We start from the raw sequence: 19,413 nt of genomic DNA, 5'->3' as shown, positions 1-19,413 counted from the left end.
CAATTCCGGCACAAACGGCCCAGATCGATGCCTGAAAATTTACATCCAACCGTTTAGGAAGAGGGCATAACGTCCAATGATGGAGATAGAGGATTTGGATGAGATGTATGTACCGGATTCGTTTTTTCATCTAAGTACGCTTTTTCTGTCCTATCCGTTTTTTATATAAAATAAATAGTTCAACCTATATATTCAAAAAAACTCGCCATGCAGCATGTAACAGAGAGCCTGTTTTACTTGTTGCAAAAGGCTGGGAAAGAGGGATCACTATTGCTTAAAATCCTGTTATTTATCTTTTTGATTCAGATTGTATATGTATCGGCCTATACCCTTCGCATGATCTTGACGCTCAAAGGACAGAAATACATCGCTGCCCTGATCAGCATGGGTGAGATTGTAATCTATGTGCTGGGCTTAAATCTGGTACTTAGCTACTTGACCCAGCCGTCTGCTCTGATCGTATACGCCGTGGGATATGGACTTGGTGTACTGCTCGGAGCATGGATTGAGGAAAAGATTGCGCTCGGTTACGTTACCGTGAAAGTGATTTGCAACCAGATGGACGGGGGGCTTGCAAATGCTTTGCGCGATAAAGGGTATGGTGTAACCTCATGGGTGGGTAGCGGACGAGACGGAGATCGGCTGGTTATGGAAATTTTGGCGAAACGCAAAAACCAGAAGTTGCTTTACCAGACCATTCTGGCTCTCGATCCTAAAGCTTTTGTCATCACCGTTGAGCCGAAACAGTTCCATGGCGGTTTCTGGACACGTTCCATCAAAAAGTAGAATCGGGCAGGTCTGCACTAGATGCAGTCCTGTTTTTTTAATTTCGTTTTTCAACACACGCGTCAATCACTTCACAAATGCCTTATTCCCCCTACAATCCCCGTTTTACAAGTTAACCTCATACGATGCCAGGTTGTTTCGGGTACAATTGACCTCCTGTCCGCCATTCTCACAGGAATGTGAAATCAGGATTATTGTTGTAATCGCTTCCAACATTTACATTGTGAATATGTCACTTGCGACATGACATGCCGCAAAGGGGCAGACAGGCAAACTCATCAATCATCATCATACTATCGGGAGGAATCAATTCGATGAAAAAAACAGTACGAGGTTTATGCAGCACGGCTCTGGCTCTCACGCTAGGGTTCAGCTTATTATCCGGACCTGCGAGTGTGCAGGCAGCGGGCAACGCGGATTACAATCTGACCGGTTTTTCCCAAGGAAACACAGGCGGAGGAATCATTAATGAGTCAAGCACGTCCACGTATAAAAAAGTGTATAATGCCACCGACCTGGCGCTGGCTCTGAAAAAGAACTCCGGTGTCAAAGTCGTTGAAATTATGAACGACCTCGATCTAGGGTGGAACGAGATTCCAAGCACGGCACAGACTTCACCTTTTGCCAAGCATAACGATGCACTGACACATCCAGTATTGAAGCAGACGGGAGTCAGCAAAATTACGGTGGACGGCTTCAACGGACTAACCATTTTCTCGGCCAATGGCTCCAAGATCAAACACGCTGCCATCACGGTGAAACGAAGCTCTAACGTGATTATTCGTAACTTAGAGTTCGATGAGCTGTGGGAATGGGATGAATCCACCAAAGGGGATTATGACAAAAACGACTGGGACTACATTACCCTAGAGGACAGCAACGGCGTGTGGATCGATCACTGCACATTTAACAAAGCCTATGACGGACTCGTCGATTCGAAAAAAGGAACCAGCGGTGTAACCATCTCCTGGTCCACCTTCAAAGGGGATGACGGCAGCGCGAACAGCTGGGTTACCCGTCAGATGAACGAGTTGGAAGCGAATAAATCTTCCTATCCAATGTACAATTACCTGCGTAGCAGTGCAGTCGGTTTAAGCAAAGAAGATATCATCGCCATCGCTGGGCCGCAGAAAAAAGGACATCTCGTCGGTGCGACCAGTCTAGAGTCGGCTAACGCTAACCTGTCGATTACTCTGCATCATAATCTGTATAAAGACATTCAGGATCGCATGCCTCGCCTGCGTGGCGGTAATGCCCACGCCTATAACATCATCATGGATGCTTCGGATGCCCGTTCAGCTCAAGCACGTATTACTACTGCTATGGCAACAGCCATCGCATCTAAAGGCTACAAATTCGGTATCACCAGCAATGGGGCTATTTCCACCGAAAGTGGTGCAGTGTTAGTTGAAAAATCAGTAATCAAGGATGTGCAGTATCCTGTTCGCAACAATCAGACAGATCCAACCAATGCCACATATACCGGAAAAATCAGCGTGCTCGATACGATCTATTCTCTGGATGGAAGCTCTTTCCGTGGTAACAGTGACACAGCAGGTAGTCCACTTGCACCTGTTCCGGCTGTCATCAAACTGTTCTCGTGGAATGGCTTTGGTTCCCTTCCATACAGCTACCAGACAGATGATCCATCTATACTGAATGCACGTCTCACCGCTTCCAACGGTGCGGGAGCAGGAAAGTTAACTTGGTCTAAAGACAACTGGCTGAAGACAAGCTACTGAGTGAAGTGCTCCGGACAATCTAACGATCAGAAATCAGTTAAAAAAACAAGCGCCCCTGCAGTTGTTGCGGGGGCGCTTGTTTTTAATGTTACTTGTCCATGTTACTTGCCTCAGCTCTAAATGTCTTCAATTTGCTGCTCATGGCTTAAAGGCTTTATGTTTAGTGATTTTCTGCTTCATTATTATTGTGTCGTTGTTGTCACTTGAGGCTGAGTCTCTGGTGCAACACTCACTGATTCACGATAGATGATATTGCCCTTTACATGAACGCGACCAAAGCTACGGTTCGGGTTCTCGATCTTTTTGAGAATGGATTGAACAGCCGTACGTGCCATCTGTTCGATATCTACTTCAACTGTAGTGAGTTTAGGCTCAGACAGCATGGCGTAGATATCATTATCGAATCCAACGACAGAGCATTGAGCAGGTACTTGAATACCCAGCAAAGTCAGCTTCTGCACGAGCAGATGAGCGACTTGATCACAATTGCAGACAAATGCGGTTGGTAACTGTGCAGGCAGATCGATCTCGATAAACGTGCCTCGTTCATCCCGATCATTAAGCACCAAATCCGGATTCATGGGCATCCGATGCTCAAGCAATGATTTGTAATAACCAAGAAAACGATCCTGAATGCTACTTGTCGAATACAGATTACCTACATAAGCGATGGTACGGTGTCCCTGCTGGATCAGGTAGTTAGTCATTTCATACGCGGCATAGAAGTTGTCTGTCACAACAGAATCGATATCGGAATGTTCATCGTAGAAATCCAGGAACATTTTAGGTACGTCCATCGACTGAACCAGTTCAATATACTCCTTGCTGACCTGACCCAGCACAATGAAGCCGTCAACCTTGCTGTCACTATACAGTTTGGGCACGGATAGCTCCTCTTCGTCCTCACTGTTCAAAATGTGAAGAAAACCGTAATACCCCTGATCCTCCAGATGTTTGGTAATGCGTTGGAACACGCGTACATAGAACGATTGCGTAGGACCGGTAAACCGCTCCGGGATAATTACACCAACATTATGAGTTAAGCCTTCCTTCATTGAACGGGCTGTGGCGTTATACCGATAACCCATCTGGACGGCAAGTTGTTTAATCTTTTCCTTTAATTCGCCACTGACGCCTTCTTTGTCATTCAACGCTTTCGAGACGGTCACACTGCTGACCCCGAGCCTGTCGGCGATATCCCGCATGGTGATATTGTTCTTCAGCTTTGGTCGCCTCCTTCAAGCCGGTTTAAATATACAATGTGATGTCATTATGCTGACCACATATTCAACATAATCACAATCCATTTCAGTATACATCTTAACCCAACTGGAATAAAGCGATTCCAGGCGTTGCAGGGCTATTTTCGCAATCAGGGAAGACAGGGCGAGTTAGATTGTCCAGTCCATTGTTCATGTTACTGTTACTGTTCTTGCAATAAACGTTCGTTCTGCTCAATCAGGTTTCCCCGCTGGCTGGCACAGTCCAGAGAACGATAAGGATCGGCAGGGGTATTAAACGTGTAATCCACCAATTGCTCCAGCGTGGTTGTGGCAACATGACAGCGTGTATCACTCGATGCATAGTAGATAAAGACTTCACCCTTTTCATTAACCACGGCACCGTTGCAAAAAATAACATTGGATACATCGCCTACGCGCTCGTCATCATAAGGGGCAATGAAGTGCCCGCCCGGCTTGGCGATGATGCGTGCCGGATCATCCAGATCGGTGGCGAAGGTGTACAGTACGTACCTAAGACCTGCTGCGGTGTTCCGTACGCCGTGGGCAATATGAATCCAGCCATGGTCTGTTTTGATTGGGGCAGGGCCTTGACCATTTTTCGCCTCATACACCGTATGGTATTTCCGTTCATCTATAATGATCTCTTCGTGAATAACCGGATTCAGGATATCCTCGCACAGACCAAAGGCGATCCCGCCGCCGCTGCCTGTGGAGATAAAACCATCCTGAGGACGCGTGTAGAAAGCATACTGGCCATCGACAAACTCGGGATGCAGCACCACATTCCGTTGCTGAGGGGAGTTCGTCGTAATATTCGGAAGGCGTTCCCAATGAGTGAGGTCATGTGTGCGGACAAGCCCCGCTTGTGCAACAGCACTGGAAGTGTCGGAGGCAGGAGCATCCGGGTCTTTGCGTTCCGAGCAATAGATGCCATAGATCCAGCCGTCCTCATGCTGAACCAGACGCATGTCATATTGATTGGTTTCCGCTGCATCGATATCATCCCAGACGAGCGGTTTGCGGGTGAAGCGAAACCCGTCCATGCCATTGTCACTCTCGGCAAGCGCAAAGATTGATTTTCGATCCAGTCCTTCCGTGCGTACAACGATGATGTATTTACCTTTGTAATAGATGGCTCCCGGATTAAGTGTGGCATTAATGCCCAGACGCTCCATGAAATGCGGATTTGTGGCCTCGTTCAGATCAAATCTCCAGTGCAGCGGTACATGATGGCGTGTAATAATCGGATAAAGATAACGCTGGTATACGCCGTTGTAGAAGGCGGAATCCAACTCATTTTTACGTGACAAAAGCTTCTCCTGCTGTTCCAATAACGATGCATATTTCGGGTGTATCATGCTTATCCCATCCTCTCTATAAGTTCAATGCAAAACCGGCTGTTATGGTACGGACATTTCCACGGACCGGCGATTTCATGCTGATCAGGTGCGCCGTTCTCATCAACCGCCCAATGCCATTCACCGTCCGCGCGTGAATCAACGATGTGATCCTGAGTATAACTCCACAGTCTTTCGACCTGTTCAAGAAATATGGCATCACCGGTGCGCTGATAAGCGTTATAGAAACCCACCATCGCTTCCGCCTGAACCCACCAGATGCGTGTGGTATCTACATGCGTGCCTTCCTGTTCATTCATGAGCGAGCCATCCGACTGTACAGCTACGTTCAGAATGTTATAGGCGATATCCGTGACCATGGCAGAGTATTGCGGATGATGTTCGAGACTCAACACCTTGAGGGCTTCGTCGATCAGCCAGCTGGCCTCGATGTCATGTCCAAATGAATGCAGATCAATGATGGACTCCCACCTTTTGTTGAAAAATACCCCGAGGAACTTGGTGTTCTTGTCATACACCCGTTCATACAAAATTCCGAGCAGGCGCTCAAGCGCTGCCTTCACTTGCGGGTCCGGCCACACTCTGTATAAGGTGGTGTAAGCCTCCAACACATGGATATGCGTATTCATCGTGTAATCCGCAATGACCCCGTTCTCACTCAGCATTTCATTGGGCTGTTCGTTCCAAAATCGGTCAAACTGCTCTTTGTAAGCAGGCGCTTCTGAGTTGAAACCTTTGCTCTCTATTAGCGCAAAAAGCGTTTTCGCAAGTGTTAGTGCAGAAGCATCATCTGTTGCTCGGTAGTATTCGCTGAGCGCATATATGCCAAAGGACTGGGTATACACATGTTTGCTCGAATCCAGCGGTTCACCAGTGGCATCCACCATCCAGTACATCCCTCCGTGTTCCCTGTCCATCAGGTGTCCAGTGAGAAAACGATAGGCGTGTTCAGCGTGCTCCCGCCAGATTTCCTCACTGGTCACCCGGTAGGCTGCGGAAAAAGACCAAAGCTGCCGTGCTGTAGCGATCCCGCCTTTGGGTGCTTCTTGATTCACCTGCAAATCGTTACCAACCCAGCCATAGAATCCACCACGGTCTTCATCTTTTAAGTTAGCCCAGAACGGCATAATCTTGGTTTTCCAATGCTCCGCAATTTCAGTTTGAAGCTGATTCGTCTTATGAGTCATCCAGAGTGCTCCTTTTTCCGTGCAAAATTATATTTAATTAAATTAAGTTATCGGTAACTTTATAAATTAATATTAGTTCTGTAAAATTACCTTGTCAACGAATTGTATATTTTATTTCACTTGTGAAGTAATAAATAATTCAATTGACAGGTAAGCGTTACCATAATAAAATCTATTTTGTAACCTTAACGATAACTTAATTTAATTAAGGAAGGGGTCGGAACAATGAGGAAAAATAAAGGCTGGATGATGCTACTGACGATGCTGCTCATCACTTCACTGCTTGCTGCGTGTTCATCGGGAGGCGGGTCTTCGCAGGCGGGGGAAGAGATTAGCACAGACCCAGCAGATATCAAGGGCGAAATTACCGTTTTGACGCAACGCACAGATATTGTTGATACCGTATTCAAGGATTATGCTGCCGAATTCAACAAGGAGTATCCGGATGTGAAAGTGAATTTTCAGGCCTTGGCTGATTATGAGGGGCAAGTGAAGATTCGGATGAGCACCAAAGACTACGGCGACGTACTTATGATTCCGACAAGTGTTCCAATCGCCGATATCCCGGACTTTTTTGAGCCACTTGGCACGTACGATGAACTGAAAGACAAGTACACGGCTATTGAAGAGCGAATGGTGGATGGTCAGGTATACGGCATTCCAACCGTCATCACGTTCTCAGGCATTATTTATAACAAACAGGTCTTCAAAGACGCAGGCATCACTGAGCTTCCGAAGACACCGGAGCAATTCCAGGCAGCACTTCAGAAGGTAAAAGACAACACGGATGCGATTCCGCTCTATACGAACTATGCATCCGGCTGGGCACTTACCCAATGGGAGGCCGACCTGCCGACGGTTGCGGGCAGTGTAGATTATGTCAACGTAGATCAACCAAATACGGATGATAATTTTGTGCCAGGGAAGCCACATTATGAGCTGTATAAAGTACTTTATGATGCAGCCAAGAACGGCCTGATTGAGAAGGATCCGACAACCACAGACTGGGAAAGTTCCAAGGCAGATCTCGCTAATGGCAAAATTGCAACGATGGCTCTTGGGTCATGGGCAATCACACAGATTCAAGGTATGACAGATACACCAGACAATATTGGCTTCTTACCATTTCCGACCAATGCTAGCGACGTTATCGTACCGCTGTCCGCAGACTATAACATCGGCATGAATGTGAACAGCGAGAACAAACCTGCGGCAAAAGCATGGATCGACTGGTTCCTGGCAAAATCCAACTATGCTACCCAGCAGGGTGGAGGCATGAGTGCAGACAAGAGCGCAGAGTTGCCGCCGATTCTGGATCAGTACAAAGATGTAAAATTCTCTACTTTAACTCCGGCTAAAGAGGGGCAAGAAGGATTGATGGACAAAATCGATAACGAAGGCGAGATTGGTCTATGGCAGCCTGACTTCAAGAAACGCATTATTGAAGCGGCCATCGGCAACCGAAGCGAATCGTATGACGACATCATGAAAGACCTGAATGATAAATGGGTAAAAGCTCGCGCAGAGGTTACGAAATAATAGAAAAACGAGCGTTCATCCAGCAGAAAGAAGTAAGTAGCAGATGTAAGCAGATGTGAGCAGATGTAATGCGGGTGCCGGTAGTTATCGGATTTTTGGGCCAGGTTTGCACGGGGATAAACCATCAGTGAATTGACTGAGGTGATGAACTATAAAAAAGTGTATTCACTTGGCCCACCCTGCGGTTACATCCGCGGAACGATACGGAGCGTTTATGAACCAAGGCGGCTGAACCGCTGGGAGGTGTGGGGAGCATGAAATACTGGAGAATTTCAAACTGGAGTTACTCAGCACAACGCATATTTATTATTTGTGCCTTCTCGATTATTCCGCTGGCACTGCTATTTACGTTTGCTTATTTGCCGGTCATTAACATGTTCAAATACAGCTTTACCGATTGGAATGGATACAGTAAAAGGTTCGACTATGTCGGATTGGAGAATTACACACGGATTTTTAGCGATCCGGAATACTTTAAAGTATTCATCGTCAGTTTGTATTATTTTGTTGCTACCTTTGTACAGATGGGCCTGGCCCTCTATTTTGCCACGATCCTCAGCTTCAAAATCCGGGGCAAAAATTTCTTCAAAGGCATTCTGTTCTTCCCTTACTTGCTGAATGGCGTGGCTATCGGTTTTATCTTCCTGTTTTTCTTCAAACCGGACGGTACGCTTGATACGCTGATGCAGGCGATCGGACTGGGACAGTACACCCAGCTCTGGCTGGGTAACCCGAATATTATTAACGTATCCCTCGCGGGTGCATCAGTCTGGAGATACATGGGCTTCAACTTCATCATCTTTCTGGGCACGATTTCTTCCATTCCTAAGGATGTGTATGAAGCTTCCGATATTGACGGTGCCAACCGCTGGCAACAATTCCGCCATATTATTTTGCCGAGTATTACCCGCATTCTGCAGCTCAACCTGATCTTGGCCATAAGCGGCGCCATCAGTGCGTTCGATATTCCATATATTATGACCGACGGTTCCAACGGCAGTATGACCTTTGTTATTCAGACCGTTCACTTGGCATTTAAATACGGCAAACTGGGACTCGCATCAGCGATGGCAGTCGTGCTGCTCCTGATCGTTATTCTTGTGACGCTGGTGCAGCGTGTCAGCATGAAAGGAGAGGAATGAACGTGAACCAATTCAAATATACCATCGCAAGCATATTGAAATACGCTTCTCTGATTCTGGCAGCGTTCATTGCACTTTTGCCTATCGTGGTAATTCTGTTTGCGTCCTTGAAGACCAATGCCGAATATGCCACAAGCAGCCCGCTTGCCCCGCCGGTCAACTGGTTTCATTTTGCGAACTATACGAAGGCATTTGTGGATGGCAACATGCTTGTCGGTTTCAAAAACACCATTATTATTCTGATCATATCCATCGTGGGTGCAACGTTGACAGGTTCCATGATTGCCTATGTACTGGATCGCTTCAAGTTCAAAGGCAAAAAAATTATGGTTGCCGCTTTCCTGCTGGCGACCCTGATTCCGAGCGTAACGACACAAGTTGCCACCTTCCAGATCATTAACGCCCTCGACCTGTTCAATACACGGTGGGCAGCCATCGTCATGTATCTGGGAACTGATATTATCGCGGTGTACATTTTCCTGCAATTCCTCGGTTCGATCTCCAGTGCACTTGATGAATCAGCCATGCTGGACGGCGCTTCCTACTTCACGATCTACTGGAGAATTATATTGCCTTTGCTGAAACCGGCGATTGTCACCGTCATTATTGTCAAAGGTGTCAACATCTACAATGATTTCTACACGCCGTTCTTATACATGCCAAAGACTGATCTGCAGGTAATATCCACCGCCCTGTTCAAGTTCAAGGGCCCCTTCGGATCACAATGGGAAGTCATCAGCGCCGGGATTATGATTGCCATTATTCCAACGATGATCATCTTCCTGTTGCTTCAGAAATACATCTACAACGGTTCTGCGCAAGGTTCCGTGAAATGATTGCATGAAACATTCTTTGAAATCATTCAATTAGAAGGAGAAATGAAATATGACAGTTGCAGAAACGAAAAAGGTACACATGGTTGGGGAAGCTTTGCCAAACATGCCTTGGGAGGATAAACCGGAAGGAACGGAAGGCCCGGTGTGGAGACACTCGGCTAATCCGGTTGTGCCGCGCAACCCGGTGAAGGGAGTTGCCCGCATTTTCAACAGCGCAGTCGTTCCATATGAGGGGAAATTCATTGGTGTATTCCGCGCCGAGACGGTCAATGGCCGTCCGCACCTGCACTTGGGCTCCAGTGAAGACGGATTGTCCTGGACGATTGAAGAAGAGCGCATTGCTTTTGTGGACGAACAAGGCGATCCGTTTATGCCGAACTACGCATACGACCCGCGTCTGGTCAAAGTGGAAGATACCTATTACATCATCTGGTGTACCGATTTTTACGGTGCGGCCCTGGGCTTCGCCAAGACAGACGACTTCAAAACGTTTATCCGTCTTGAGAATCCAATGTTGCCATTCAATCGCAATGGCGTTTTGTTCCCGCGCAAAATCAACAATAACTACGTGATGCTCTCCAGACCAAGTGATAGCGGACATACCCCGTTTGGAGATATTTTCCTGAGCGAAAGCCCGGATCTGGTCTACTGGGGCAAACATCGTCATGTCATGAGCAAAGGCGGTCAAGGCTGGTGGCAATCGGTGAAAATTGGCGGTGGTCCTGCTCCGATCGAGACATCCGAAGGTTGGCTGATGTTCTACCATGGTGTAACCGGAACATGCAACGGTTTTGTGTACAGTATGGGTGCGGTCATTCTGGATCTGGATGAGCCGTCCAAAGTGAAGTATCGTTCATCCAACTTCGTGCTGACTCCGGAGAAATGGTATGAGGAACAGGGCTTCGTTGATAACGTTGTCTTCCCATGCGCAACCCTGCATGATGCGGATACCGGACGAATTGCCATCTATTACGGCGCAGCCGATACATATGTCGGTGTGGCCTACACAACGGTCCAAGAGATTGTGAACTATGTCAAAGAAACGGATGAAGTGATTGCTGGCGACCGCGAGGAAGGCAAACGATAATGGTTTTTTGCACATCCAGCAATGACTCGATAAATGGAGTATAGATTATGAAATAAAAAGGAAACGTACAGAGAATATGCAGCAAATTTGATTATATGAACCCCAGAAGTCCCTCCTCCTATAGGAAGGGCTTTTTTAGCTATTTAATGGGCATACATATTATGTCGATTTTTGTTGACAAAAGGGAGGCTACTTCATATTCTTAATGAATATGAGAATCATTATCACGGTAATGATCAGGTGAAGAATGAGAGAAGAGAGAAAAGGGGTTTATATCTATGTCAGGACAACAACGTAAGCGCTCGACTACCCTTATGATGTTAACAGCACTGTTGTTGGTGTTGATCATCGCGGGTTGCGGTAATAAAGAGAACAGTTCGGCTTCTTCCTCAGCTTCGGGAGATCAGGCGTCTTCAGCGAAGTCGATTACGATGTCATGGCCGCGGGATATCGGCACGATGAATCCACATACGTACAATCCGTCTCAATTGTTTGCGCAATCCATGATCTATGAACCACTGGTGAGTTACCAGAAGGATGGCAAACTGGAACCTGCGCTTGCCGAATCATGGACCATCTCCGATGATGGCAAAGTGTATACATTCAAGTTGCGCCAAGGGGTGAAATTTTCCGATGGCACGCCTTTTAATGCGGAAATTGTGAAAAAGAATTTTGACTCCATCATGAAAAATAAAAAAACACATAGCTGGCTTGGCATCGTCAGTGTGCTTGGCAAGACAGAAGTCGTAGATGATCATACGTTCCGCATGACACTTACCGAGCCGTATTATCCCGTACTTCAGGATTTGTCTGTTGTTCGTCCGTTCCGCTTCCTGGGCGCGGCTGGATTCCCGGTTGACGGGGATACGTCCAAAGGCATCAAAGAGCCGGTGGGTACGGGCCCGTGGATGCTGGCTGATTATAAGCAGGATGAGTATGCGGTCTTCAAACGTAACCCGAATTACTGGGGGACGGCACCGGCGTTCGATCAGATTACGGTCAAAATCATCCCTGATGCAGAGACCCGTGTGCTTGCTTTTGAAAAAGGCGATCTGGATCTGATTTATGGTGAAGGTGTGATCAGTCTGGATGCGTTCCAACAGCTACGTGAGAACGATAAATATGTAAGCGAACTGTCTGATCCTGTAGGTACTCGTGACCTGTTGCTTAACTCTTCGAATCCGAAGTTGTCTGATGTGAGAGTGCGGAAGGCACTTCAACAGGGCTTCAACAAAAAAGCGATGGTAGAAGGCGTCACGTCGGGTCTGGAAGAACCGGCTGATACGGCACTGTCCAAAAACTATCCATATACCAATGTGGATCTGAAACCGATTGAATATAACGTAGAGCAATCCAAAGCGTTGCTGGATGAAGCAGGTTGGAAGCTGCCGGCAGGCGGAACCGTGCGTGAGAAAGACGGACAGAAGCTGGAGTTTGAATTGATTTTTGATAAAACCGACCCGATTCAGAAAGCGATGGGCGAAACCATTCAGGCCGAATGGAGCGAACTGGGGGTTAAAGTAAACCTTACAGGGCTTGAACTAACGGTACAGATCAAACGTCTGAAAGCCAATGATTTCGATCTATACTTCTGGTACAATTACGGGGCACCGTACGATCCGCATTCCTTCATTAACGTCGTAGCAAGCCCGGGATTCGGAATCTCGGAGACACTTACTGCCTTGCCGATGAAAAAGGAACTGGACGAGCAGGTGCATGCCGCACTGTCTTCTACAGACGAGAAGAAACGTCAGGAACTGTACACATCCATCCTGACGACATTGCAGGAGCAATCGGCGATTGTACCGATCTCTTATGTGAAGAAAACGGCCGTATATCAGAAGAAAATTGCTGAATTTGTCTTCCCGGCCAATCGGGATGAGAATCCGTTTGTGGGAATGCAGTTAAATAACCCATAATTATAGTTGATGAACGTCAAAAACGTAGCAATGAACACGTAACACATCAGGCATCAAGAGCTTGTGTGGCATGGTAAAAGGGGAGGAAAGTTTGGTGATCGGCTATATAGGTAAACGAATGATCGCGATCATTCCTATCGTTTTTATCGCTACACTTGTCACTTTTGGGCTGATTCATATTTCACCGGTTGATCCAGCCGAAGCGTATCTGACCGCTGCACATATTTATCCAACACCAGAGCTGCTGGCGGAGAAGCGACATGAATTCGGTCTGGATCGGCCTTTGCTCACTCAGTATGTGGATACGTTGAAGAGGATGGCCCAGCTGGATTTTGGTACCTCGTATCTCACGAATAAACCCGTGATCGATGAGGTCAAAGATAAGTTTCCAGCTACAGCAGAACTGGCCTTGTGGAGCATTCTGTTCTCTGCACTGGTGAGTATTCCTCTCGGAATTTTGGCGGCGGTCTATAAAAATAGCTGGATTGATATGGTGAGTCGGGCCATCTCTTATTTTGGTGCTTCCATTCCGCAGTTCTGGCTCGGTTATCTGCTTATTTTCTTCTTTGCCGTGAAACTGGACTGGCTTCCCGTCGAAGGGCGCGGATCTTGGGAGAATATGATATTGCCTACCCTTACGCTTTCTATGGTGATGATTGCGTTATACACCCGTATGTTGCGTACCAGTGTACTCGAACAATTACAGGAAGCGTATGTGCAATACGCCAGAACCCGCGGCATCCGTGAACGGGTTATTATGCTGAAACATGTGCTCAAGATTGCCATCACCCCGTTTATTACAGGAATGGGCATGACCATGGGCAGGCTGTTAACCGGAACGATTATTGTAGAACAGGTCTTCTCGTGGCCGGGTTTCGGGCGTTATTTTGTCGAAGCCATCTTCAACCGAGATATTCCCGTGATCCAATGTTATGTCTTTATTTCGGCGTGTCTGTTCATCGTGTGTAATCTGATCGTTGATCTGGTACAGCTGTATATGGACCCGCGGATTTCGGCGAAAGGACGGGCAGAGCATTGATGAACCGATGGCGTACACTGTTTCGAGGAAAAAAAATAATTTGGATTTGCGCTGCGATCATATTGCTTTTCTTCATTCTGGCATTATTGGCTCCATGGATCGCACCACATGATCCGGTCAAAGTTAACCTGTTGCAGAAGCTAAAGGACCCATCTGCCGAGCACTGGCTCGGCACAGATCATCTGGGAAGGGACAATCTCTCCAGACTTCTCTATGGAGCACGGATTTCGATTGGATTTGCAACGATGATCTTCCTGTCGTCTCTGGTGATCGGTCTTATCGTTGGGTCGATCTCCGGTTATCTGGGCGGCTGGATTGACAATATGCTGATGCGTTTATGTGAGGGCATATTGGCATTTCCACAACTGGTATTGGTGCTAGGCATCGTCGGGATCTTCGGTCCAGGTCTGATGCAGATTCTGCTGGCGCTCATGATGGTACAGTGGGTGCATTATGCGCGTATATGCCGAAACATGGTGGTTAGCTTGAAGGAAAGGAACTTTATCGCAGCCGCTCGAATTAGTGGTTCCTCTACCTGGACAATCATTCGTAAACATATCATTCCCAATGTGCAACGTCCCATCGTGGTCATGGGCACACTGGAGATGGGCTGGGCGATTATGGATATCTCGGCGCTGTCCTTCCTGGGGCTTGGCATTCAACCGCCTAATGCGGAGTGGGGAGCCATGATTCATGAAGGCACAGGGTATATTCGCAGCCATCCGGAGCTAATGATCTATCCGGGTGTAGCCATTCTGCTGGTTGTAATGACGTTTAACATTTTGGGAGAAGCATTATCTGATCGTTACGGCATTTCCAAAAAGTAATAGTCGGATAGTTCAAGATAAGGGTTCAGCAAGTCCAAGGTTAACAAAGAAGGTACAAGTCCTGATATAAGCAAGGGTCTGGTAACAAATAAAAGATAAACTGGACAAGGGGGGGATGTGGCGATGGACGACGCGGCGATTGTACTTGAAGTACGTGATCTGGAGGTTAAGCTCAAGACAGCGAAAGGGACCGTCCCGTTACTGGAACCTGTTCAGTTGAATTTGAAAAAGGGACAGGTCTTTGGCCTGGTTGGCGAGAGTGGCTGCGGCAAAACGATCACGTGTAATGCGCTACTGCGCTTGCTACATCCTCGCAGGATGGAATCGTCAGGCAGTGTTCGTCTGAACGGACGGGAGCTCAGTAACTTATCCCAAGAGGAGATGCGGCACATACGCGGCAAGGATATCGGATTTATTATGCAGAATCCGATGAATGCTTTTACACCGGTGTATACGATCGGCTCTCAATTTATTGAAACGCTGCGAACCCATACGAAGATGTCCAAAGCAGAGGCGCGGGAACAGGCCATTGCAGCACTGGCTGATATGAACCTGCCTGATCCGGCAAAGCTGCTGAAACGTTATCCGTTTCAGCTCAGCGGAGGCATGTTGCAACGAGTGATGATTGCCGTGTCCATGTGTCTGCGGCCTGCTTTGGTTATAGCAGATGAGCCTACAACAGCACTGGATGTCGTGAATCAGTTGAATGTGCTACGTGAACTGGATCGGCTTCGGAAGGAGCATGGTACATCTATTTTGCTCATCTCGCATGATCTAGGTGTTATCTCACAGATGGCAGATGAAGTGGCGGTCATGCAGAAGGGACGGATCATCGAACAGGCCGATGTATACCAATTGTTCGATCATCCCCAGCATGAATATACTCGGATGCTGCTAAATGCCCGGCCGAAGTTGTCTCTTGGTCACTAGAAGTGGTCTTGTAGTTGCTGAAGAAGTAGACAGGGGGAAGTTGTCACAAGCTCCAGCGGTTAAAACGTGCTTATCGTGCAGGGACTCGCTAGAGCTGGAGACATGATCGGTGTGGAGTAGTGTGCAGAATTGTCCGGATACGTACGATTGAAACGAAGGAAGGAGAGCGATGAACCGGATGTTACAAGTACAAGAAGTAAGTCATAGCTATGGCAAACAGAGCTGGCTCCAGCGTTCGGGATCGCGCCCTTCTGTTCTCGAAGATGTTTCACTTACGATTGAAGAAGGCATGTGTTTAGGACTGCTTGGAACGAGTGGAGCAGGCAAAAGCACCTTGGGTAAAATCATTCTGGGGCTGGAGAGACCAAGCCAAGGTCAGGTTCTATTCCAAGGCCAGGACATCTACCGAGCAGATAAAACAGTGCTTAGAAGGCTACGACGTGATTTGCAGGTTGTTTTTCAAGACTGTTACTCGGCTGTAAACCCGATGATGACGGCCGCGCAGATTATCGGAGAACCGCTGGACAATTACGAGCGCCTGTCTGCCAAGGAACAACAGCGCACGATTGAACAGCTACTCGTGCAGGTCGGGCTTACGCCGCAGGATGCGAGCAAGCTTCCGCATCAATTCAGCGGAGGGCAACTACAACGGGTCAACATTGCCAGAGCCATCGCACTTAAGCCGAAATTGATCGTGCTTGATGAATCAATCAGCAGTCTGGATATGGTGCATCAGACACAAATTCTGTCTTTACTGGCAGATCTGCGAGCAACGTACGGGCTGTCCTATCTGTTTATCACGCATGACATCCGCGCCGCACTGACGATCTGCGACAGCATCGCCGTGATGGATCAGGGAAGGCTGGTCTATACCGGAGATGCAACGGATTCCATCTTGGAGTCGGATCAGCCTGCTGTCCGGCAGCTCGCATCCTCCATTTTGCCAGAGCATCCATCAGGCCGGATTGTATTCGAATAGAATGCCGATCCAGATCAGATTTAATGTAACTTCCAATGAAATCTTAAATGCAGTTGCTAATGTAAGAGGCCCCTCTCATTTTGGATGATAAGGGGCCTCTGTTTTTTCTTTCTTTTGAAAATATTATATTGTTCAGATATCCCTGCTTCTAATTGCCCCGATCCGCACGTTCCATACGGTATGTATATTTAACAAGTTCAATCTGTTGCTGCTTGAAATCCTCAATCCAATCGCTCAATATGTTTTGAAAACGATCCATCTTTCTTCGTAATTCTTCAGATGATTTTCCCTTCCAATCTCCAATGCTCTCATCAATGGAACGCACATGACGTTTGTTTGCTTCAAGCATGTCCATTAAGAGGTTGATTTCTTTCTCAGCATTCATAAGGTCAACTAAATCTACAATTATACTCCGTGACATAAACGCTATCTCTCCTTCTAAACTTCGTCGGCTTGCCTGAAATCTTCAGCTTTCTGATTAATATATTTGGCAATGCTCTGTACTTCTTCTTCGTACCAACGGCTGAACTTGTGTAGGTCACTTGTTAACCGATCAACAATAGGCTCCAGAGAACGGCTGTCACTTGACTCAATCAGTCTAAGAATGGCATTGGTTGCTGTAGGCAGACTGGCTTGGAATTCGTCGACATGCTGCTGCATCTTCTGCCCAGCCCGTTGAAGGTTCTCAAGCGAGAGCTGAATGGTAACCCCTGCACCAGCAGCAAGCGTCTGTCCAAGAGGTCCCAGATACGCACCGTACTTTTCAATGAGTTGATTTACCGTATCTTTCATCTTTTCATTGGCGAGTAATGAATTTAAGTATTCGGTATATCGTGGATTCCCGCCAATTAACGTACCATCTGTGGTATAGAGTGTATTGGTGATAAAACCATTCTCATCAAAAGTGAAATTCTCCAAGCCATGCGCCTTTTCTCCGCCAAATGAGTTGAAAAGCTTATCAAGAAAGCCTGTTTGGCCGGGTATTGTAATAGAAGTGAAAGTTACGTTTTTCCAGATGGGAGTGAACATATTGAATGCTGAAGAGCCTTCCGTATTGAGTATAAGTGGAACTTTAAATTGGAAATACCTTTTATTTGCGTCATCATATGTACGATCAATCATAATTGTATTCGCTGCATGCCGTGTTGGAGTGCTTGAGAAGCCTGATCCCACTCCATCGCCTGGGCTGACGTATGCTGTATTTTTCTTGTCATATTCTCCTGCATCAATTTTCTTTAAAATTTCATCTGAGACAACGGCTCGAATGCTGGCAGGGTTGTATGTAGTGGATGACAGATTATTATGTACAGCTGTATATTGGGCGAGTGCGCCACCCAAGGAGTGACCAGTTGTGGATATCTCCGCGTTAGGATACACTTCTTTGACTTCACGGTATAACTTTTCGGCTAGATAAAACTGATTATTCTCATAAGCTACTTTAGTTCCATGGTAATCTGGTCGCGTAAGAGCGTCTGGCGTAGTCTCTATAGTCTCTCGAAGACGTTTGTAACGGCCCCCAACAACATCAAAGCCATCCGTCCCAATGTCTGGAACTTTACCCCATGACATATCAGGTTCAGTTCCTCTGTATCCAATAACCACTTGATTATCCTTCTTATTATAATAAACGACTGCATCAAACCCAGAGCCATTAGTGTCGTTGAGTGTAGAGTTAGGTAAATTTACGCGATCCCATCCCTCAACCTTATTCTTGGTATTCTCTTTTGTAAAATCTCTAACATAAGCGGCATCAGAAATCTGATGATAAGTTTTATCAGAAATAAACAAAATCTACTTCTCTCCCTTTTATATACTATAATATAGAATATATTACCTTAGAAATAAATAGGCCACAAGGAGAGCGGATAAGAAATGAATCGTAAACTAAGAGTGCTATTAATAGTATTAGCATCTTGTATTCTATTGGTTGGTGGTTGTGCAGTTATATATCATGTGGAAAATTATAATATTGTTAAAAAAGCAACCCCTATAGGATTAGAATATTTCAAAAAAGAGTACAACGTTGACGTGGAGTTCACGGATTCTCAGGTTTTTGATGGTTACGTATCTTCAAAGGTCATTTTATATGGACATATTAAGGGTCATGAGAATGAAGCAATTAATATATGGATTAACTACAATACTTATGAAGTAGAAAATGTGGGTGGACCAGAATGGGTGTTGAAATTAGAATAACTTTAGCAAGGGGAGCTGTATCACTTGAAAAATATTCAGACCCACGAATTCAATGTCTTGGATTGCATAATTTAACGTAAGGAGGAGTTCCAATAAGAAAGGGTTTTAAAATCATAATATTTATGAAGTAGAAAATGCGGGTGGACCAAAGGGATTGATCCGTCCAGAGTAACTCCCGAAGGGGAATATATACACATAGAAATATTATAATGTATGGGACTATCTGTAGATTTCGAGAAAAAGAAATAATTTCTTACGCAAAGGATTTGTTTAGAAGATGAGTCGTAAATGGAGGATTATATTAATCGTTTTTGCAGCGTTCACTTTATTAGTCGGTGGTTGCACAATTACATATCACGTGAAAAATAATAATATCGTTAAAAAGGCCACCCCTATAGGAGTAGAATATTTCAAAACTAAGTATAATCTTACAGTTCAATTTACAGATTCAGAGGTGTTCCCAGGTTATATTAATTCGAAGGTAGTGCTTTACGGATATGTTGAGAACGATATAAATGAGACGGTTTCAATATCAATTAACTATAATACCTTTAAAGTTGATTATATAACTGGACCTGAATGGCTTTTTGAATCAGATTGAT

Annotated in this window: 18 protein-coding genes; 13 read left to right on the top strand and 5 right to left on the bottom strand. The window is 46.2% G+C overall.

The features are described 5' to 3' along the window. Positions 1 to 270: 270 nt before the first annotated feature. Together AC1VYS_RS27535 and AC1VYS_RS27530 are read left to right on the top strand one after the other, a co-directional pair. Entirely contained in the window at positions 271 to 786 is a 516-nt protein-coding gene (locus AC1VYS_RS27535; RefSeq protein ID WP_090921575.1) for a DUF2179 domain-containing protein, read from the top strand. A 314-nt stretch (positions 787 to 1,100) separates the two neighbouring features. Further along, positions 1,101 to 2,528, top strand: coding sequence for a pectate lyase family protein (locus AC1VYS_RS27530; protein WP_482912286.1), 1,428 nt, complete (start codon positions 1,101 to 1,103; stop codon positions 2,526 to 2,528). A gap of 182 nt (positions 2,529 to 2,710) precedes the next feature. On the opposite strand, the gene AC1VYS_RS27525 is transcribed toward AC1VYS_RS27530, so the two are convergent. The 3 genes from AC1VYS_RS27525 to AC1VYS_RS27515 form a co-directional block, all read right to left on the bottom strand. Next, entirely contained in the window at positions 2,711 to 3,733 is a 1,023-nt protein-coding gene (locus tag AC1VYS_RS27525; protein ID WP_482912285.1) for a LacI family DNA-binding transcriptional regulator, read from the bottom strand. Positions 3,734 to 3,951: 218 nt separating this feature from the next. Further along, on the bottom strand, positions 3,952 to 5,130 hold the full coding sequence (locus AC1VYS_RS27520) for a glycoside hydrolase family 130 protein (protein ID WP_482912284.1): 1,179 nt from the start codon (positions 5,128 to 5,130) through the stop codon (positions 3,952 to 3,954). A 2-nt stretch (positions 5,131 to 5,132) separates the two neighbouring features. Beyond that, positions 5,133 to 6,317: an AGE family epimerase/isomerase gene (locus AC1VYS_RS27515; RefSeq protein ID WP_482912283.1), complete on the bottom strand. Its 1,185-nt coding sequence runs from the start codon at positions 6,315 to 6,317 to the stop codon at positions 5,133 to 5,135. A 225-nt stretch (positions 6,318 to 6,542) separates the two neighbouring features. Between AC1VYS_RS27515 and AC1VYS_RS27510 the strand changes: the two genes are divergently transcribed. The 9 genes from AC1VYS_RS27510 (at position 6,543) to nikE (ending at position 16,615) form a co-directional block, all read left to right on the top strand. Next, positions 6,543 to 7,856: an ABC transporter substrate-binding protein gene (locus tag AC1VYS_RS27510; RefSeq protein ID WP_482912282.1), complete on the top strand. Its 1,314-nt coding sequence runs from the start codon at positions 6,543 to 6,545 to the stop codon at positions 7,854 to 7,856. A 254-nt stretch (positions 7,857 to 8,110) separates the two neighbouring features. Next, positions 8,111 to 8,998 carry a carbohydrate ABC transporter permease gene (locus AC1VYS_RS27505; protein WP_482912281.1) on the top strand — a complete coding sequence of 296 codons (888 nt, stop codon included), beginning with the start codon at positions 8,111 to 8,113 and terminating at the stop codon, positions 8,996 to 8,998. Continuing rightward, positions 8,995 to 9,834, top strand: a complete 840-nt coding sequence (locus AC1VYS_RS27500) for a carbohydrate ABC transporter permease (RefSeq protein WP_482912280.1) — start codon at positions 8,995 to 8,997, stop codon at positions 9,832 to 9,834. Before AC1VYS_RS27505 ends, AC1VYS_RS27500 begins: the two co-directional genes overlap by 4 nt. A 49-nt stretch (positions 9,835 to 9,883) precedes the next feature. Beyond that, a complete protein-coding gene (locus tag AC1VYS_RS27495) occupies positions 9,884 to 10,921 on the top strand; it encodes a glycoside hydrolase family 130 protein (protein ID WP_482912279.1) in 1,038 nt (345 codons plus the stop codon). Between the two features lie 278 nt (positions 10,922 to 11,199). Continuing rightward, positions 11,200 to 12,840, top strand: coding sequence for a nickel ABC transporter substrate-binding protein (gene nikA, locus AC1VYS_RS27490; protein WP_482912278.1), 1,641 nt, complete (start codon positions 11,200 to 11,202; stop codon positions 12,838 to 12,840). Positions 12,841 to 12,934: 94 nt separating this feature from the next. Further along, positions 12,935 to 13,879 carry a nickel ABC transporter permease subunit NikB gene (gene nikB / locus AC1VYS_RS27485; RefSeq protein WP_482912277.1) on the top strand — a complete coding sequence of 315 codons (945 nt, stop codon included), beginning with the start codon at positions 12,935 to 12,937 and terminating at the stop codon, positions 13,877 to 13,879. Next, a complete protein-coding gene (gene nikC / locus AC1VYS_RS27480; RefSeq protein ID WP_482912276.1) occupies positions 13,879 to 14,706 on the top strand; it encodes a nickel ABC transporter permease subunit NikC in 828 nt (275 codons plus the stop codon). The genes nikB and nikC overlap by 1 nt, the downstream gene beginning before the upstream one ends. A gap of 123 nt (positions 14,707 to 14,829) precedes the next feature. Beyond that, a complete protein-coding gene (gene nikD / locus AC1VYS_RS27475) occupies positions 14,830 to 15,636 on the top strand; it encodes a nickel import ATP-binding protein NikD (protein WP_482912275.1) in 807 nt (268 codons plus the stop codon). A gap of 178 nt (positions 15,637 to 15,814) precedes the next feature. Continuing rightward, entirely contained in the window at positions 15,815 to 16,615 is an 801-nt protein-coding gene (nikE, locus tag AC1VYS_RS27470; protein WP_482915143.1) for a nickel import ATP-binding protein NikE, read from the top strand. A 148-nt stretch (positions 16,616 to 16,763) separates the two neighbouring features. On the opposite strand, the gene AC1VYS_RS27465 is transcribed toward nikE, so the two are convergent. Together AC1VYS_RS27465 and AC1VYS_RS27460 are read right to left on the bottom strand one after the other, a co-directional pair. Continuing rightward, on the bottom strand, positions 16,764 to 17,036 hold the full coding sequence (locus AC1VYS_RS27465) for a hypothetical protein (protein WP_482912274.1): 273 nt from the start codon (positions 17,034 to 17,036) through the stop codon (positions 16,764 to 16,766). Between the two features lie 17 nt (positions 17,037 to 17,053). After that, the gene (locus tag AC1VYS_RS27460) at positions 17,054 to 18,403 is read right to left on the bottom strand and encodes a Tle-like phospholipase domain-containing protein (RefSeq protein WP_482912273.1); all 1,350 of its coding nucleotides are present in this window, start codon (positions 18,401 to 18,403) and stop codon (positions 17,054 to 17,056) included. An 84-nt stretch (positions 18,404 to 18,487) separates the two neighbouring features. On the opposite strand from AC1VYS_RS27460, the gene AC1VYS_RS27455 reads away from it, so the two are divergent. Continuing rightward, the gene (locus AC1VYS_RS27455) at positions 18,488 to 18,811 is read left to right on the top strand and encodes a hypothetical protein (protein ID WP_482912272.1); all 324 of its coding nucleotides are present in this window, start codon (positions 18,488 to 18,490) and stop codon (positions 18,809 to 18,811) included. Between the two features lie 277 nt (positions 18,812 to 19,088). Next, complete coding sequence (locus AC1VYS_RS27450) at positions 19,089 to 19,412, top strand: DUF1433 domain-containing protein (RefSeq protein WP_482912271.1); 324 nt, start codon at positions 19,089 to 19,091, stop codon at positions 19,410 to 19,412. Position 19,413 lies beyond the last annotated feature (1 nt).

The sequence above is a fragment of the Paenibacillus sp. G34 genome (genome assembly GCF_056856875.1).
Note: the sequence above shows the minus strand (reverse complement) of the source record. Positions and strands in the feature narration are given on the sequence as shown.

Coding starts and splice junctions, on each gene's coding strand:
- AC1VYS_RS27530 (WP_482912286.1), top strand. CDS start 1,101: ATGAAAAAAACAGTACGAGGTTTATGCAGCACGGCTCTGGCTCTCACG.
- AC1VYS_RS27525 (WP_482912285.1), bottom strand. CDS start 3,733: ATGCGGGATATCGCCGACAGGCTCGGGGTCAGCAGTGTGACCGTCTCG.
- AC1VYS_RS27520 (WP_482912284.1), bottom strand. CDS start 5,130: ATGATACACCCGAAATATGCATCGTTATTGGAACAGCAGGAGAAGCTT.
- AC1VYS_RS27515 (WP_482912283.1), bottom strand. CDS start 6,317: ATGACTCATAAGACGAATCAGCTTCAAACTGAAATTGCGGAGCATTGG.
- AC1VYS_RS27510 (WP_482912282.1), top strand. CDS start 6,543: ATGAGGAAAAATAAAGGCTGGATGATGCTACTGACGATGCTGCTCATC.
- AC1VYS_RS27505 (WP_482912281.1), top strand. CDS start 8,111: ATGAAATACTGGAGAATTTCAAACTGGAGTTACTCAGCACAACGCATA.
- AC1VYS_RS27500 (WP_482912280.1), top strand. CDS start 8,995: ATGAACGTGAACCAATTCAAATATACCATCGCAAGCATATTGAAATAC.
- AC1VYS_RS27495 (WP_482912279.1), top strand. CDS start 9,884: ATGACAGTTGCAGAAACGAAAAAGGTACACATGGTTGGGGAAGCTTTG.
- nikA (WP_482912278.1), top strand. CDS start 11,200: ATGTCAGGACAACAACGTAAGCGCTCGACTACCCTTATGATGTTAACA.
- nikC (WP_482912276.1), top strand. CDS start 13,879: ATGAACCGATGGCGTACACTGTTTCGAGGAAAAAAAATAATTTGGATT.
- nikD (WP_482912275.1), top strand. CDS start 14,830: ATGGACGACGCGGCGATTGTACTTGAAGTACGTGATCTGGAGGTTAAG.
- nikE (WP_482915143.1), top strand. CDS start 15,815: ATGTTACAAGTACAAGAAGTAAGTCATAGCTATGGCAAACAGAGCTGG.
- AC1VYS_RS27465 (WP_482912274.1), bottom strand. CDS start 17,036: ATGTCACGGAGTATAATTGTAGATTTAGTTGACCTTATGAATGCTGAG.
- AC1VYS_RS27455 (WP_482912272.1), top strand. CDS start 18,488: ATGAATCGTAAACTAAGAGTGCTATTAATAGTATTAGCATCTTGTATT.
- AC1VYS_RS27450 (WP_482912271.1), top strand. CDS start 19,089: ATGAGTCGTAAATGGAGGATTATATTAATCGTTTTTGCAGCGTTCACT.